Source organism: Ramlibacter sp. (genome assembly GCF_035706265.1).
Lineage (GTDB): Bacteria > Pseudomonadota > Gammaproteobacteria > Burkholderiales > Burkholderiaceae_C > Ramlibacter.
Genome location: NZ_DASSVG010000087.1, coordinates 1 through 15,911 on the forward strand (window position 1 = coordinate 1; position 15,911 = coordinate 15,911).

16 protein-coding genes are annotated in these 15,911 nt (G+C 68.2%); 7 read left to right on the top strand and 9 right to left on the bottom strand.

The genetic code is table 11. The features are described 5' to 3' along the window. The 3 genes from VFM98_RS03260 to VFM98_RS03270 form a co-directional block, all read left to right on the top strand. The coding region (locus VFM98_RS03260; protein WP_325108467.1) for an ATP-binding response regulator at positions 1 to 972 on the top strand (972 nt) is incomplete at its 5' end. 266 nt (positions 973 to 1,238) lie between these two features. Continuing rightward, the gene (locus tag VFM98_RS03265; RefSeq protein ID WP_325108468.1) at positions 1,239 to 1,985 is read left to right on the top strand and encodes a hypothetical protein; all 747 of its coding nucleotides are present in this window, start codon (positions 1,239 to 1,241) and stop codon (positions 1,983 to 1,985) included. A gap of 63 nt (positions 1,986 to 2,048) precedes the next feature. Next, positions 2,049 to 3,812 carry an ATP-binding response regulator gene (locus VFM98_RS03270; RefSeq protein ID WP_325108469.1) on the top strand — a complete coding sequence of 588 codons (1,764 nt, stop codon included), beginning with the start codon at positions 2,049 to 2,051 and terminating at the stop codon, positions 3,810 to 3,812. 7 nt (positions 3,813 to 3,819) lie between these two features. Here VFM98_RS03270 and VFM98_RS03275 read toward each other — a convergent pair whose 3' ends face one another. The 8 genes from VFM98_RS03275 to VFM98_RS03310 all read right to left on the bottom strand — a co-directional run bounded on the left by VFM98_RS03275 (position 3,820) and on the right by VFM98_RS03310 (position 12,754). Then, complete coding sequence (locus tag VFM98_RS03275) at positions 3,820 to 4,515, bottom strand: ABC transporter ATP-binding protein (RefSeq protein WP_325108470.1); 696 nt, start codon at positions 4,513 to 4,515, stop codon at positions 3,820 to 3,822. Then, positions 4,515 to 5,291, bottom strand: coding sequence for an ABC transporter ATP-binding protein (locus VFM98_RS03280; RefSeq protein ID WP_325108471.1), 777 nt, complete (start codon positions 5,289 to 5,291; stop codon positions 4,515 to 4,517). Before VFM98_RS03280 ends, VFM98_RS03275 begins: the two co-directional genes overlap by 1 nt. Further along, the gene (locus VFM98_RS03285; protein ID WP_325108472.1) at positions 5,288 to 6,586 is read right to left on the bottom strand and encodes a branched-chain amino acid ABC transporter permease; all 1,299 of its coding nucleotides are present in this window, start codon (positions 6,584 to 6,586) and stop codon (positions 5,288 to 5,290) included. Before VFM98_RS03285 ends, VFM98_RS03280 begins: the two co-directional genes overlap by 4 nt. After that, positions 6,586 to 7,533, bottom strand: a complete 948-nt coding sequence (locus VFM98_RS03290) for a branched-chain amino acid ABC transporter permease (protein WP_325108473.1) — start codon at positions 7,531 to 7,533, stop codon at positions 6,586 to 6,588. The genes VFM98_RS03285 and VFM98_RS03290 overlap by 1 nt, the downstream gene beginning before the upstream one ends. Before the next feature lie 104 nt (positions 7,534 to 7,637). After that, a complete protein-coding gene (locus VFM98_RS03295) occupies positions 7,638 to 8,873 on the bottom strand; it encodes a branched-chain amino acid ABC transporter substrate-binding protein (protein WP_325108474.1) in 1,236 nt (411 codons plus the stop codon). Between the two features lie 152 nt (positions 8,874 to 9,025). Beyond that, positions 9,026 to 10,654 carry a 3-(methylthio)propionyl-CoA ligase gene (locus VFM98_RS03300; RefSeq protein ID WP_325108475.1) on the bottom strand — a complete coding sequence of 543 codons (1,629 nt, stop codon included), beginning with the start codon at positions 10,652 to 10,654 and terminating at the stop codon, positions 9,026 to 9,028. A gap of 85 nt (positions 10,655 to 10,739) precedes the next feature. Next, positions 10,740 to 11,906, bottom strand: a complete 1,167-nt coding sequence (locus VFM98_RS03305; protein ID WP_325108476.1) for a hybrid sensor histidine kinase/response regulator — start codon at positions 11,904 to 11,906, stop codon at positions 10,740 to 10,742. 32 nt (positions 11,907 to 11,938) lie between these two features. Continuing rightward, positions 11,939 to 12,754, bottom strand: coding sequence for an Hpt domain-containing protein (locus VFM98_RS03310; protein WP_325108477.1), 816 nt, complete (start codon positions 12,752 to 12,754; stop codon positions 11,939 to 11,941). 302 nt (positions 12,755 to 13,056) lie between these two features. Between VFM98_RS03310 and msrB the strand changes: the two genes are divergently transcribed. Genes msrB through VFM98_RS03330 form a run of 4 tightly spaced genes read left to right on the top strand, consistent with a single transcriptional unit; the run spans position 13,057 to position 15,132 of the window. Beyond that, the gene (msrB, locus tag VFM98_RS03315; protein WP_325108478.1) at positions 13,057 to 13,485 is read left to right on the top strand and encodes a peptide-methionine (R)-S-oxide reductase MsrB; all 429 of its coding nucleotides are present in this window, start codon (positions 13,057 to 13,059) and stop codon (positions 13,483 to 13,485) included. Then, the gene (locus tag VFM98_RS03320; RefSeq protein WP_325108479.1) at positions 13,486 to 14,046 is read left to right on the top strand and encodes a septation protein A; all 561 of its coding nucleotides are present in this window, start codon (positions 13,486 to 13,488) and stop codon (positions 14,044 to 14,046) included. Beyond that, on the top strand, positions 14,043 to 14,324 hold the full coding sequence (locus tag VFM98_RS03325) for a BolA family protein (protein WP_325108480.1): 282 nt from the start codon (positions 14,043 to 14,045) through the stop codon (positions 14,322 to 14,324). Before VFM98_RS03320 ends, VFM98_RS03325 begins: the two co-directional genes overlap by 4 nt. A 28-nt stretch (positions 14,325 to 14,352) precedes the next feature. Further along, positions 14,353 to 15,132 carry a peptidylprolyl isomerase gene (locus VFM98_RS03330; protein WP_325108481.1) on the top strand — a complete coding sequence of 260 codons (780 nt, stop codon included), beginning with the start codon at positions 14,353 to 14,355 and terminating at the stop codon, positions 15,130 to 15,132. 86 nt (positions 15,133 to 15,218) lie between these two features. On the opposite strand, the gene VFM98_RS03335 is transcribed toward VFM98_RS03330, so the two are convergent. Next, positions 15,219 to 15,911, bottom strand: a 693-nt coding sequence (locus VFM98_RS03335) for a HAMP domain-containing sensor histidine kinase (RefSeq protein ID WP_325108482.1), incomplete at its 5' end; no start/stop codon positions are given.

Consider the following 15,911-nt stretch of genomic DNA (forward strand, 5'->3'; position numbering starts at 1 on the left):
ACCCTCACGCTGCAGCAACTCAGCGAACGGGCCTTCGACACGGCGCAATTCGTGCCGCTGTCGGCTGCCACGTGCGTGCAGAAGGCGGTGGACGAATATGCGTACGAGAACGCGCAGCAGCGCGCGCGCGTCGCCATCCAGGTGCGGGACGACTTCACCTTCATCGGCGACGAGACGGCCTTCGTGCTGATCGTCTTCAACCTGCTGAAGAACGCGCTCTATTACCTGCCGCTGCATCCGGAAGCCATCATCCTGATTTCCATCGACAGCACGCCGGAGCACCAGGTCGTGGTGCGCGACAGCGGGCCCGGCATCGCGCCGGAACTGCGCGGGCGGCTGTTCCAGGAATTCCAGTCGGCCGGCAAGTCCGAGGGCACGGGCCTGGGGCTCGCGTTCTGCCGCCGCGCCATGCAGGCCTTCGGCGGCGACATCCGCTGCGAGTCCGAGCCCGGCGAGTTCACCGAGTTCACCCTGGTCTTCCCGCCGGCGCCGGCCGAGGCCCCGCCGGCCCCGCCGACAACCCTGCTGCCGCCGCCGGGCGTGGAACTCGCCGGCCACACGGTGCTGGTCGTCGACGACAGCGCGTTCAACCGCGCCATCGTCAAGGCGAGGCTGCGTGAACTGGGCATGGACTGCATCGAGGCCCAGCACGGCAGCGAAGCCTTGCGGATCATCGACGACGGCGCCCGGCCGGCGGCGATCCTGATGGATGTGCAGATGCCGGGCCTGAGCGGCGTGGAGGCCACCCGGGCGCTGCGCAGGCGGGCCGCCCCCGTCAATGCGATCCCGGTGCTCGGCGTCAGCGCCAACGACTTGCCCGCCTCGCGCGACATGGCGCTTGCCGCAGGCATGGACGGCTACCTGACCAAGCCGCTGCATCCGGAACTCTTGCGGACGGAATTGGCGCGAGTGCTGAGCCTCGAAACAGGCAACGAGGCGTTTCAGCCCGCCAGCCATTCGGCCGGCATCTGATATGTCGCCAGGCGTGCTCCGCTCCGGCACCGGCTCGCTTCAATTCCCTGCGTGCCGAGTCAGTCGAAGGTGCACACGGGGCGCCGCATTCAGCATTTCAGACGCCTTTTCGCGTCGCTTTCGCAGGCGGACCTTAGTGGATTTCCTTAAGGAAGCTTGAGCTTCGTAGTCATCCTCCGCCTTTCTTGGCATGCTGCATGCTGGCGCTACGCGCGCACTGCTTCGATGGACAGGAAGACGAAAGCAAATTCAAGGAGGAACCACCAATGACGACGATGACGAATTTCCCCAGCGGTCGCGATACGGAATGGCTGGCTGACCCGCTGCTGCTGCCGCTGGCGGGCCTGGATCCGGACCATGCCTCCTACGTGCCCGGCCTGCGGCTGCGCCTGCTGCGCACCGAGGCGGAGCGCCACGCGATCGCGGGTCTGCGTCGTCATGCCGCTTTCGGGGTCGAGCAGGATCTCGGCCTCGGGCTCAAGCCCTTCGAGCAGACGCGCGACGAGATCGGGCTCGTCACCGCCGTCTACCGCGAAGGCCGTCCGGTCGCCACCCTGCGCTTCGTGCCCACCGGGCACGGCCTCACGGGCGCCGAGCGCCTGCTGGAGAAGATGCCCTTCGATGCCGCCATCCTCGGCGACGGCAGCTGGGAAGTGGGCCGCGTGATCATGGCGCCGGAGGACCGCCACCCGGACCTGCTGCTCGAATGCCTGTCGGTCACGCTGGAAGAACTGATGCAGCGCGGCGACGTGCGCCACTTCCACGCCACCACCACTCTCGCGATGGCGCGCCTGTGGCGCCGCGTCGGCATGCGCACCCTGGTCACCGCCACCGGCGCCAGCGGCACGCGCTACGCCCTCGTGCACGGCCGCGTCGAAGACGTGGCGCGCGCCCTCCACCTGCCCGTGCCGCTGCCCGAGGCGCAGCCCGGCGAGCCGCCGTCCACCGGCGTGGCACACGGCGATTCCGCGGTGCCGCTGCGCACGACCCTGGCCGACGTGATCGGCGCCTGAGGCAGGGACGGTGGCCAGGCCATGCACGATACACAACGCGGCGCAGCCGCGGAGGAGGGAACCATGGACCGTCTGAAGCGCTTCGTCCGCGAACTGGCGCGCTCCTACCGCTTCCACCACGAAACCAACTCGTCCCTGCTCGACTGGATCGGCGTGGTGGGCGTGATCGCCTTTTCCGCCCTCTACCTCGTGCGCTTCACCGGCAAGCTGCCGCCCCGGTGGGACGACGTCTGGTTCCGCGTGCCCGCCATCGCCACCTGCCTGCTGCTCGCCCTGCGGCGCTGGTGGCCGCAGCCGCTGGCCCGCTTCTACCTGCCCTACTCCTACGCCACCGTCTTCTACTGCCTGGCGTTCTTCATGCCGCTGTCGCTGCTGCAGAACCAGGGCGCGCCGAACACGGTGGTCAACATGATGCTGGGCGCCATGCTCGTCATCCTGCTGACGGACTGGCGCAACACGCTGCTGATGATCCTGGGCGGCTACGGAGCCAGTACGGCCTACTTCCTGGCCACCCGGCCCGCTTCCGAATTCCCGCTCGAATTCCTCTATTGGTGGGTTCCGCTGTGCCTGATCCTGGTGGCCGGCGGCAGCATCTCGAAATACGTCGAGCGGCGCGCCGAGCTCGAACGCCTGCGCCGCCTGTATTCGGGGCTGGCCGGCTCCATCGCCCACGAGGTGCGCAATCCGCTGGCGCAGGTGCAGCACTCGATGCGCACGGCGCAGTCGCTGCTGCCCCGCGGCGCCGCCGACGTCGTGACGGTGCCGCGCCACCAGCTCGATGCCATCGCGCGCGAGCTGGCGCAGGGCACGAACGCGGCCCACCGCGGGCTGCAGGCGATCACGCTGACGCTGCAGCAGGTGAACGGCAAGACCCTGGACAGCAGCACCTTCACGCTGCTGTCCGCCGCCATGTGCGTGCAGAAGGCGGTGCAGGAATACGCGTACGAGAGCGTGGAGCAGCGCGCGCGCGTCGAGGTGCAGGTCGCGGGCGACTTCACCTTCCGCGGCGAGGAGACGGCCTGCGTGCTGATCCTCTTCAACCTGCTGAAGAACGCGCTGTACTACCTGCCGCTGCACCCGGACGCGAGCATCACCATCTCGGTGGAAGCCGCGCCGGTGCACCGCATCGTGGTGCGCGACACCGGCCCCGGCATCGCGCCGCACCGCCTGCCCGAGCTGTTCGAGGAATTCCATTCCTTCGGCAAGAGCGAGGGCACGGGGCTGGGCCTCGCGTTCTGCCGCCGCGCCATGCGCGCCTTCGGCGGCGACATCGCCTGCGAATCCGAGCTCGGGCGCTTCACGGAATTCACCCTCACCTTCCCCGAAACGGCCCAGGGCGCGCAGCTGCACCTGCCAACACCGGAAGCCGCCCCGCCGTCGGCGCCGGTCAGCTTCGGCGGCCGCACGGTGCTGGTGGTGGACGACAGCGCCTTCAACCGCGCGATCGTCAAGGCGCGCCTGCGCGAGCTGGATCTGCGGGTGATCGAAGCCCGTCACGGCCAGGAGGCGCTGCGCATCATCGACGAGGGCGCGCAGCCGGCCGCGATCCTGATGGACATGGAGATGCCCGGCATCAGCGGCATCGAGGCCACCCGGTCCCTCCGCGAGCGGCCGGCACCGGTGAATTCCATCCCGGTGCTGGCGCTGAGCGCGAACGACCTGCCTTCGTGGCGCGAGGGCGCGCTGGCCGTGGGCATGAACGGCTATCTCACCAAGCCGATCCAGCCGGAGATCCTGAGCGCGGAGCTGGCCCGGGTGCTGAACCTGGACACGGCGCCGGCGCCCGAGCCGGAGCCGCAACGAGAAGCGGAGCCGGCGGCGCGGTAGGGGAGGTTTAGACCTCCAGCCACTCCTTGCGCACGTAGGCGTCGGCGCGCAGGGTTTCGGGCGTGCCCTGGAACACGATGGAGCCATGGCCCATCACCAGGGCACGGTCGGAGATCGACAGCGCGATGGTGAGCTTCTGCTCGATCAGCAGCACCGAGACGCCGCGCGCCTTGAGCGCCTTCAGGTACTCGGCCACCAGCTCCACGATCTTGGGCGCCAGGCCCTCGGTGGGCTCGTCGATGATGATCAGGTCCGGGTCGCCCATCAGGGTGCGGCACAGCGTCAGCATCTGCTGCTCGCCGCCCGAGAGCACGCCGGCCTCGGTGTGCTGCCGCTCCTTCAGGCGCGGGAACATGCCGTACATGTCGTCGAAGCTCCAGCGGCCCTTCTGGCGCGCGCTCTTCTGCCCCAGCATCAGGTTCTGGTGCACCGTGAGCCGGGGAAAGATGTCGCGGTTCTCGGGCACGTAGCCGATGCCCAGGTGGGCGATCTCGTAGGGCTTGCGGCCCACCAGGGGCTGCCCCTTCCAGACCACCTCGCCGGTGCACTCCACCATGCCCATGATCGCCTTGCCGGTGGTGGAACGCCCCGAGCCGTTGCGACCGAGCAGCGCGACGATCTCGCCCTCGCCCACCTCGAAGTGCACCCCGTGCAGCACGTGGCTCTTGCCGTAGAAGGCGTGCAGGTTGCGCACGGAGAGCATCAGTGCCCCCCCTCTTGCTGCGCGGCGATCACCGAGCCGAGGTAGGCCTCCTGCACGCGCTGGTTGGCCCGGACGTTCTCGGGTGTGTCGTAGGCGATGATCTCGCCGTACACCACCACGGCGATCTTGTCGGCCAGGCCGAACACCACGCCCATGTCGTGCTCCACGGTCAGCAGGGTCTTGCCCGCCGTCGCCTCCTTGATCAGGTCGATGAAGCGCCGGGTCTCGGCGCGGCTCATGCCCGCGGTGGGTTCGTCCAGCAGGATCACGTTGGCGCCGCCGGCGATCGTGATGCCCACCTCCAGTGCGCGCTGCTCCGCGTAGGTGAGGTTCGTCGCCAGCACGTCGCGCTTCTTGTGCAGGCGGATCATCTCCAGCAACTGCTCGGCGCGCTCGTTGGCGTCGTCCAGGTCGGCCAGGAACTTCAGGAAGGTGTACTTGTAGCCCAGGCTCCACAGCACGCCGCAGCGCAGGTTCTCGAACACCGAGAGCTTGGGGAAGATGTTGGTGATCTGGAAGCTGCGCGAGAGCCCCAGGCGGTTGATCTCGAACGGCTTGCGGCCGTCGATGCGGTGGCCGTTGAGCAGCACCTCGCCGCTGGTGGGCGCGAAGCGGCCCGAGATCAGGTTGAACAGCGTCGACTTGCCGGCGCCGTTGGGGCCGATCACCGCGACGCGCTCGCCCTGCGCCACCCGCAGGCTGCAGCCGCGGATGATCTCGGTGCGGCCGAAGCTCTTGCGGACGTCCTTGAGTTCCAGTGCGACGGTGCCGCTCACAGGGCTTCCCTTCTCTTCACTTCCTTCTCGATGAATTCCTGGATCTCGCCCCACTGCCGCACGTAGTGGCGGCGCACCAGCTCGAACATCGCCACCCCGGTGAGCAGCACGAACAGCGCTCCGAACCAGCTGTCGGCGCCCTTGGCGTCGAGCGTCGCGCCCAGGAACTGCAGCTTCGGCCCCAGGGCCGCATTGAGCTGCAGGTGGTAGACCATCTCGATCATCGCCGCCGCGCCCAGCAGCGCCACCAGGGCCGTGAAGGCCAGCCCGAGGTAGCTGACCCACAGCTCCTTCAGCCGCCCGAACGCCGCGACGCGCACGTTCATCATGATCAGGCTCGCGATGCCGCCCGGCGCGTACATCACCATGAACAGGAACACCAGCCCCAGGTACAGCAGCCAGGCCTTGGTCAGCTCCGACAGCAGCACGCCGGCCAGCACCAGCAGCACGCCGCCGATGATGGGACCGAAGAAGAAGGTGGCCCCGCCGAGGAAGGTGAAGAGCAGGTAGGCGCCCGAGCGCGGCGCGCTCACCACCTCGCTGGTGACGATCTCGAAGTTCAGCGCCGCGAGGCCGCCCGAGATGCCGGCGAAGAAGGCGGAGATCATGAAGGCGAAGTAGCGCACCTTCTGCGTGTCGTAGCCCACGAACTCCACCCGCTCGGGGTTGTCGCGCACGGCGTTGAGCATGCGCCCGAGCGGCGTGCGCGTGAAGGCGTACATGGCCGCGGTGCAGACGAAGGTGTAGACCGCGATCAGGTAATAGAGCTGGATCTGCGGCCCGAAGGTGATGCCCAGGGGCTTGGGCCCGGCCACGCGGTTGCTGGAGATGCCGCCCTCGCCGCCGAAGAACTCGGGGAACATCAGCGCCGAGGCCCACACCAGCTCGCCGATGCCCAGCGTGATCATGGCGAAGGGCGTCGCCGCCTTCTTGGTGGTGACGTAGCCGAACAGCATCGCGAACACCAGCGCCGCCAGCCCGCCCACCACCGGCACCAGGCTCACCGGGATGGGCCAGCCGCCCTTGGCCACCAGGTTCAGCGTGTGGATCGCGAGGAACGAGCCCATGCCCGAATACACCGCATGGCCGAAACTGAGCATGCCGCCCTGCCCCAGCAGCATGTTGTACGAGAGGCAGACGATGATCGCGATCCCCATCTGCGACAGCATGGTGTGCGCGAGGCTGCTGGTGAAGACCAGCGGCGCCACCAGCAGCAGCAGCGCGTAGCCGCCCCAGATCACCCAGCGCGCCACGTTGTAGGGCCTGAACTCGTAGTAATCCTTGCTGCGGGCCATCATCCCTCCCGCGTCCCGAGCAGGCCCTTCGGGCGGAAGATCAGGATCAGCACCAGGAACACGTAGGGCAGGATCGGTGCGATCTGCGAGATCTTCAGCTTCCACAGCGCGTAGCCGAAGGTCTGGGGCGTCACCGTCCAGCCCCCGGCCTGCAGCGCGCCCATCAGCGAGGCGTCGATGCCGACGGCGAAGGTCTGGATGATCCCGATCAGAAGCGAGGCGACGAAGGCGCCGGCCAGCGAGCCCATGCCGCCCACGACCACCACGACGAAGATCACCGAGCCGACGGTGGCCGCCATGCCGGGCTCGGTGACGAAGGCGTTGCCGCCGATCACGCCCGCCAGCGCCGCCAGCGCGCAGCCGCCGCCGAACACCAGCATGAACACGCGCGGCACGTTGTGACCGAGCGCCTCCACCGTGTCGGCGTGCGTCAGCGCCGCCTGGATCACCAGCCCGATGCGGGTGCGCGTGAGCAGCAGCCAGATCGCCACCAGCATCAGCACCGCCACCACCATCATGAAGCCGCGGTACAGCGGGAACTGCGTGCCGTAGAGGGTGAACAGCGGCCCGGACAGCAGCGCCGGCACCCGGTAGTCCACCGAGCTCGTACCCCACACCAGCTGCACCATCTCCAGCACGATGAAGGACAGGCCGAAGGTGATCAGCAGTTCCGGCACGTGGCCGTACTTGTGCACCCGGCGCAGCGCGTACTTCTCGAACAGCGCCCCGAGCACGCCCACCAGCACCGGCGCCAGCAAGAGCGCGGGGAAGTAGCCCACGAACTGCGTGAGCGTGTAGGCGAAATAGGCGCCCAGCATGTAGAAGCTGGCGTGGGCGAAATTGAGCACGCCCATCATGCTGAAGATCAGCGTGAGCCCGGAGCTGAGCATGAACAGCAGCAGGCCGTAGCTGATGCCGTTCAGCAGCGAGATGGTGAAGAACTCCATTCGCGCGGTTTTCGTGGTCTCGTTGTCGAGGCCGCATTCTGCCGGCTGCGGCACCCAAAAAAAAGCCGGGACGTCAAGGTCCCGGCTCGCTTTCCGCGCGGGGGTCAGCCCGCCGCCGGCCGCTTCATCTGGCAGCTGGTGGGGGTGGACGACACGTACGGGTCCATCTGCTTGATCGGCACGAAGGTGTAGCCCGTGTTCTCCACGCTGTACTCGCCCTTCTTCGCCTTCTGCCACTTGGTGATGAACATCGACTGCTGCAGCTGGTGGTCGGACGCGCGCATGGTCACGTCGCCGGCGAAGCTCTTGACCGACAGGCCTTCCATCGCCTTGGCCACCTGCACCGGGTTGGTGGACTTCGCCTTGGCCATGGCCGCCGACAGCAGGTTGATGCCGTTGTAGGTGGCGTAGGTGTAGTAGTCGTCCTTGAACTTCTTGTTGAACTCCTGCCCGAACTGGCCCAGCTCGCCGGTGTGGTTGGCATGCCCGTAGGCCACCACGTAGACCTCGCTGTCGCCGCCGGCGGCCAGCGCCGTGGGCGTGCCGGTCACGCCGGCGTAGTAGGTGTACATGGGGATCTTGAGGCCGGCGTCGTTGAGCGCCTTCACCAGCAGCGTCAGGTCCTGCCCCCAGTTGCCGGTGACGATGGTGTCGGCGCCGGCCTGCTTGATCTTGGCCACGTAGGGCGCGAAGTCCTTCACCTGGCCGATCGGGTGCAGGTCCTCGCCGACGATCTGCACGTCGGGACGCTTGCGCGCGATCGCGTCCTTGAAGAACTTGGCGACCTGGTGGCCGTGCGAGTAGTTCTGGTTCAGCAGGAAGACCTTCTTGACCTTGGGCTGCTCCTTCATGAAGGAGGTCAGCGCCTCCATCTTCATGGAGGTGTCGGCGTCGAGGCGGAAGTGCCAGAAGTCGCACTTCTCGTTGGTCAGCGCCGGGTCGACCGCGGCGTAATTGAGGTAGACGAGTTCCTTGCCGGGATTGCGCTCGTTGTGCTTCGCGACGGCTTCCAGGATGGCGGTCGCGGCGCCCGAGCCGTTGCCCTGCGTCACGTAGCGGAAGCCCTGGTCGATGGCGGCCTTGAGGGTGTTGAGGCTTTCCTGCGGCGAGCCCTTGTTGTCGAAGCCGACCACCTCGAACTTGACGCCCGCGGGGTTCCTGGCGGAGAGCTTCTCGGCGGCGAACTGCCAGCTCTTGAGCTGGTTCTGGCCCACGTTGGCGAACGGACCCGACAGCGGATCCATGAAGGCGATGCGCACGGTCTCGCCCTTCTGCGCGAAAGCGGCGCCGGCAGCCAGCGCGATGGCGGTCGCGGCGATCGCCTGGAAGGTGGTCCTCATAGCCTGCTCCTTTGGTTGTAGGCAACAACCTTGGGAGCGTACATTTCGGGGCCGACCGCCACGGTCAGGGAATGCCCGTAAAGGGCAGCATTGAATGGCGTCGCGGTGACAGAGTTCGCTGGACGGAGTCGCGTGAGCGACTCCGTGGCGCCTCACGCCGTCGGCAGCTTGTAGTCCTTCAGCTGCTCCCGCAGGCGCGTCTTCAGCATCTTGCCGGTGGCGCCGAGCGGGATGGAATCGACGAACACGACGTCGTCGGGCACCTGCCACTTGGCGATCTTGCCCTCGTAGAACTTCAGCAGCTCCTCGCGCGTCACCTCCGCGCCGGGCTTCTTCACCACCGCCACGACCGGGCGCTCGTCCCACTTCGGGTGGCGCATGCCCACGCAGGCGGCCATCTGCACCGCCGGGTGCGCCATCGCGATGTTCTCGATGTCGATCGAGCTGATCCACTCGCCGCCGGACTTGATCACGTCCTTGCTGCGGTCGGTGATCTGCATGTAGCCGTCGGGGTCGATGGTGGCCACGTCACCGGTGGGGAACCAGCCGTTCACCAGCGGGTCGCCGCCCTCGCCCTTGAAGTACTCGCGCACGACCCACGGGCCCTTCACGTACAGGTCGCCGAAGGTCTTGCCGTCCCAGGGCAGCTCCTCGCCGCTGTCGCCGACGATCTTCATGTCGACGCCGTAGATCGCGCGGCCCTGCTTCAGGCGGATCTGCATCTGCTCCTCGGGCGACTGCGTGAGGTGCTTGTTCTTCAGCGTGCACAGGGTGCCGAGCGGGCTCATCTCCGTCATGCCCCAGGCGTGCAGCACTTCCACGCCGTAGTCCTCGCGGAAGGCGTGGATCATGGCGGGCGGGCAGGCCGAGCCGCCGATCACCGTGCGCTTGAGCGACGAGAAGCGCAGCCCATTGGGCTTCATGTGGCCCAGGAGCATCTGCCAGACCGTCGGCACGCCGGCGGCATACGTCACCTGCTCCGCCTCGATCAGCTCGTACACCGACTTGCCGTCCAGCGCCGGGCCGGGGAACACCACCTTGCAGCCCGTGAGCGCGGCCGAATACGGGATGCCCCACGCGTTGACGTGGAACATCGGCACCACCGGCAGCACCGCGTCGCGCGCCGACAGGCCCATCACGTCCGGCAGCGCCGCCGCATAGGCGTGCAGGATGGTGGAGCGGTGCGAGTACAGGGCCGCCTTGGGATGGCCCGTGGTGCCGCTCGTGTAGCACATGCTCGAGGCCGAGTTCTCGTCGAACGTGGGCCATTCGTACTGCGCCGGCTGCGCCCCGATCCAGGCCTCGTAGCTCACGAGGTTGGGGATGCCGGTGTCGGCCGGCAGCTTGTCGGCCTCGCACAGGGCGACGTACTGCTTGATCGTCGTGCACCTGGCGTGGATCGCCTGCACCAGCGGCAGGAAGGTGGTGTCGAAGCACAGCACCTGGTCCTCGGCGTGGTTGGCGATCCAGGCGATCTGCTCCGGGTGCAGGCGCGGGTTGATGGTGTGCAGCACCCGGCCCGAGCCGCTGACGCCGAAGTACAGCTCCAGGTGGCGGTAGCCGTTCCAGGCCAGCGTGGCCACGCGGTCGGAGAACTGCAGCTTCATCGCGTCGAGCGCGTTGGCCACCTGGCGCGAGCGCCGGGCGACGTCGCGCCACTGGTAGCGGTGGATGTCGCCCTCCACCCGGCGCGACACGATCTCGCCGTCGCCGTGGTGGCGCTCGGCATGCGCGATCAGACCCGAAATGAGCAGGGGTTGGTTCTGCATCAGTCCCAGCATGCGTGTTCTCCTCGGTAATTCTTCCGAGGCCGCATGCTACCCGCAGCGCGACAGGTGTCGTGTCGCGCAGGGGCCGGGAAAACGCTTAGTTCGGGGTATGGGGCTGGAAGAACAGCGTCACCGCGGCGCCTTCGCCGAGCGTGGAGCTCACGTCGATGGAGCCGTTGATGGTCTGCATCACGCGCTGGCAGAACATGAGGCCCATGCCGCTGCCGCCGGTGGCGCCGCGGGTGGTGACCGGCTCGCGCGTGAGCTTGGCGAGCACCTCCGGCGGGATGCCGGGGCCGTTGTCGCGCACCCGGATCCAGCAGCGCTTGCCGGCCGGCGCCGTGCTGTCGCAGTCCACCTCCAGCCGGAGGTGGCGGTCCTCGCGGCCGCGCAGCGCGATCAGCGCGTTCTTGGTCAGCGTGCACAGCACGAGGTACAGCAGGTCGCGCCGCCCGGGCAGGCGGAAGTCGTGCCGCACGTCCATGGTGACGATGCCGCGCTCGTTCTCCTCGAACGGGAATTCGTCCAGCAGCGCCTCGACGAGGCTGCTGGCGCTGATCGACTGCGGCGTCGCATCCGGGTACGCGTCGCGCGCCGATTGAACGAAAGTCGAGACCAGCGACTGGCAGTAGAGGGCCCGCCGCTCGGCCCGCTCCAGGGCCGTCACGAGCTCGCCGGGATGGTCTTCCGAGAAGCGGGCGACGCCCGGCTCTCTGCCCTCTTCCGCCGGGAGGTGGCGCGCCGCCACCGAAGCGACGTAGCCGCGCACGGTGGCCAGCGGGGTGTTCAGTTCGTGGGCGAGGAAGCCGAGCGCCTCGCGCAGGGCCGCCACCCGGCCCTCGTTGACGACGCGCTCCAGGGCCTGGGTGCGATACAGCTGCAGCGCCTCGCGCAGGGCCTCGCGGGTGGCTTCGCCGTCCAGGGGTTTTTCGAGGATGCGCAGCACCTTGCCCTGGTTGACGGCGGCGATCGCCACGTCCTTCTCGGCGTAGGCGGTGGCCAGCAGGCGGATCACGTGCCGGTACTCGCGCTGCACCGCCCGCAGCAGCTTCATGCCGTCGCGCTCGGGCATCCGGTAGTCGGTGACGAGGACGCCGAATTCCTGGCTGCGCTCGCGCAGGATGTTCAGGGCTTCGTCCGCCCCGCCCGCCACCTGGACGCGGAACTCGTCGCCGAACTCGCGGGCGAACCACTTGCGCGACGTCGGCTCGTCGTCGACGAACAGCACCGCCGGCGCCTCGCCGGCGAAATCGGAAACCTGCATACGATCCTCGGGGGCGCGCGCGGCGCCTCGCGTCATGCGGCGCCGGAGCGCGCCTGCCCGGCAGAGTATGCCTTGAGCGCTTCCTCCGTGCGCGCCGCCAGCTGCTGCAGCTGCGGCAGCCAGTCGGCCGCGGCCGGCCACTGGCCGTGCTCCAGCAGCGGCACATAGATCTTGCGCACCTGCTGGTAGAGCGCCTGGGCGCCGGCCTCGCCGCTCATCCCGAGCAGCGAATGCAGCGCGGCCTGCGCGCCCTGCTGGTCGCAGCGCGCGGCGGCCTCCTCGAGGTTGCCGAGCAGGCGGCGCAGTTCGGGCAGGTAGTCGTGCACGACTTCCTCCAGCATGCCGACGCGCTGGTAGCTTTGCAGGCGCTGCACGTTCAGCAGCGCTTCGGGAACGACCGTGGTGGCCAGGGCCGGAGCGGCCGGCTGGATGCGCTGCATCCGCGCAGCACCGCCCGTGATGAAGCGGGTAAGGGTTTCGTACAACAGGGTCGTCTCCAGGGGCTCGCCAAGCAAGCCATCGATGCCGGCGGCCCGGGCCGCTTCGGCGCATGCATTCGGATCCGCAGCCAGCCCCAGCAGGGGAATGGCGGCCCACTCGTCGTTGCCGGCGCGCACGGCGCGGGCGCTTTCCAGCGCCTCGGGCGCGTCGAGCGCCAGGATGGCGGCGTCGAGCCGGCCGGCGGCGCGCAGCTGCCCCGGCAGCGCCGCGCCCGGGCGGGCGTGGAGCACCTCCGCACCGGCCTGGCGCAGCGGTTCTGCGAGCGAGGCGGCGGGGGTGGCGAGCAGGATGCGACGGCCGGCGAGCGGCGCGGGCACGTGGCGTGACGTGCCGGTGGGATGGTTCATGAGGTGCTGGAGGACGGCGCGCAGCGGACGGTGCGTCCCGCGACTGCCGATCCATTGGGCCAGGCCCCACTTTAGCGCCTGCGCGCCCATCACCGGCCTCGTGGGGTGATACGGCGTGCGGCTCGGTGGGAGCCGGAGGCGCGCCTTCGGCGCAACCCCGAAATTCGTCTCATTCTTCGATCCCTCCCTCTCCTGCGGCTCCTGAGGAGCTCGTGCGGCTCATTCTCTCCGAGCGGTTCCCTGTCGCGCTAAGTCTTTCCCCTAGGCTCCCTGGGCGATGGCGCAGGAAGGAAAATGCTGCCATGAAAGACGACGAATTCCCGATCCGCAAGAGCGAGTCCGAGTGGAAGGCGATCCTGGCGGCCAAGGGCGCGGAGCCCGGCGCCTTCCAGGTCACGCGCCACGCCGCCACCGAGCGGCCCTTCAGCGGGAAGTACGAACGCGTGTGGGCCGATGGCAGCTACCACTGCATCTGCTGCGGGGCCAGGCTGTTCGATTCCGGCACCAAGTTCGATGCCGGCTGCGGCTGGCCCAGCTTTTCGCAGGCGGTGCCGGGGGCGATCAAGGAAATCCGCGACACGAGCCACGGCATGGTCCGCACCGAAACGGTCTGTGCACAATGTGGGGCCCACCTGGGGCACGTCTTCCCCGACGGCCCCGCCCCCACCCACCTGCGCTACTGCATGAACTCCGCCTCGCTGGACTTCCAGCCGCAAGAGAAGAAAGCCTGAATGAAACTGTTCCTCGACTTCTTCCCGATCGTCCTGTTCTTCGCGGCCTTCAAGCTGTGGGGCATCTACGTGGCGACGGGGGTCGCGATCGCCGCCACGATCGCGCAGATCGCGTGGCTGAAGTATTCGCACGGCAAGGTGGAGCCGATGCAGTGGCTGAGCCTGGGCATCATCGTGGTGTTCGGCGGCGCGACCATCCTGGCCCACGACGAGACCTTCATCAAGTGGAAGCCCACCGTCCTCTACTGGCTGATGGGCGGCGCGCTGGCAGGGGGCATGCTGTTCTTCCGCAAGAACCTGCTGAAGTCGCTGATGTCCTCCCAGCTCGAACTGCCGGAGGCCGCCTGGCGCGGCATGAACTGGAGCTGGGTCGCCTTCTTCGCCGTGATGGGCGTGCTGAACCTCTGGGTGGCCTACCACTTCGACACCAACGCCTGGGTCAACTTCAAGCTGTTCGGCGGCCTGGGGCTGATGGCGCTGTTCGTGATCGGGCAGGCGCTGTACCTCAGCCGCTACATGAAGGACGGCAAGCAGGCCGAGGCCGGAGCGCGCGATTCGTGAATTCTGTCGGTACCGGGATCACCGCGCAGGCGCTGGAAGCCTGCCTGAGGGAACGACTGGCCGCCGGGCCCGTCGAAGTGCTGGACGAGAGCGCGGCGCACCTGGGCCACGCGGGCCAGGACGGGACCGGGGTCGGCACCCATTTCCGGGTGCGCATCGCCTCGCCGATGTTCGCCGGCAAGGGCAAGGTGGCCTGCCATCGGCTTGTGTATGATGCCCTGCGCGACTATATCCAACGCGAGCGGGGCATCCACGCGCTGGCCATCGAACTGCTCTGAAACCGTATCTTTCCCGAGGGGAAATTCCATGAAGAAAGTGTTCCTGACCGCGGTCGCCGCGGCCACCATCGGCATCGCCCTGCCCGCCGCGGCGCAGAACGTCGCCATCGTCAACGGCAAGCCGGTTCCCAAGGAACGCGTCGAGATGCTGCAGCAGCAGCTGGCCAAGGCCGGCCGCCAGGTCAGCCCCGAGATGCAGGGCCAGCTGAAGGACGAGGTCATCACCCGCGAGATCTTCATGCAGGAAGCGCAGAAGCGCGGCCTCGACGCCAGCGACGACTACAAGGCGCAGCTCGAACTGGCGCGCCAGACCATCCTGATCCGCGAGCTGTTCGCCGACTACCAGAAGAAGAACCCGGTGACCGACGCCGAGGTGAAGGCCGAATACGACAAGTTCGTGGCGGCCAACGGCGGCAAGGAATACAAGACGCGCCACATCCTGGTGGAGAAGGAAGACGAGGCCAAGAAGATCGTCGCCGACCTGAAGAAGGGCGCGAAGTTCGAGGAGCTGGCCAAGAAGCTGTCCAAGGACCCCGGCTCCGGCCAGAACGGCGGCGACCTCGACTGGGCCAACCCCGCCAGCTACGTGCCGGAGTTCGCCGAGGCGATGATCAAGCTGAAGAAGGGCGAGACCAGCCCGGCGCCGGTGAAGTCGCAGTTCGGCTGGCACGTGATCCGCGTCGACGACATCCGCGACGCGCAGCTGCCCAAGTTCGACGACGTCAAGCCGCAGATCGCGCAGCAGCTGCAGCAGCAGAAGCTGGCGCAGTTCCAGGAAAACCTGCGCAAGTCGGCGAAGGTCGAATAAGCGGCGCGCCCGCGATCAACGGCACCCCCGCGCAGGCGGGGGCCCAGGAAAAAGCGGCCCGCGGGCCGCTTTTTCCTGTCCGCGGCTCAGGCCACCAGCGCCGCCTGCGCATTGCGCGGCAGGACCAGCCGGAAGGTGGTGCGGCCCTCGGCCGAATCCACCTCGAGCCCGCCGCCATGGGCGATGGCGATCGCCTTGGCGATGAAGAGGCCCAGGCCCAGCCCCTCGCCGCGGCCGCCATGGTGGCGGCCGGAGCGGAAGGGCTCGAAGATGCGCGGCAGGACTTCGCCCGGGATCGTGCCTTCGTTGTGCACCTCGATGGCCACGCGGTGCGCGTCGCCGGTCAGGCGCAGGCGCACCGGCGAGCCGGGCTTGCCGTGCTGGACGGCGTTGGAGGCGAGGTTGGAGATCGCCTGCAGGATGCGGTGCTCGTCCCAGGCGCCGTTGCCGTCGGCTTCGCAGTCGAAGGTGATCTGCCGGTCGGAGGCGATGGAGCGCACCTCCTCGATGATGTGCTGGCACATCGCGCGCAGGTCCGTCGGCCGGGGCTCCACGCCGATGCCGGTGCCCTCGCGCTCGCGCGAGAGGTCGAGCAGGTCGCCGACGATGTTCTCGATGCGCTTCACGCCGCGCGTCACCACCTGCGCCTGCTTCTTCACCGCCGCGGAGGCGTCGGGAATCATCTGCAGCGCGTGGCCGGCGAGCTGGATCGCCCCCAGCGGATCGCGGATGTCATGGCTCACGATCGCGAGGATCCACTTCTCGAAGTCGCGCGCCAG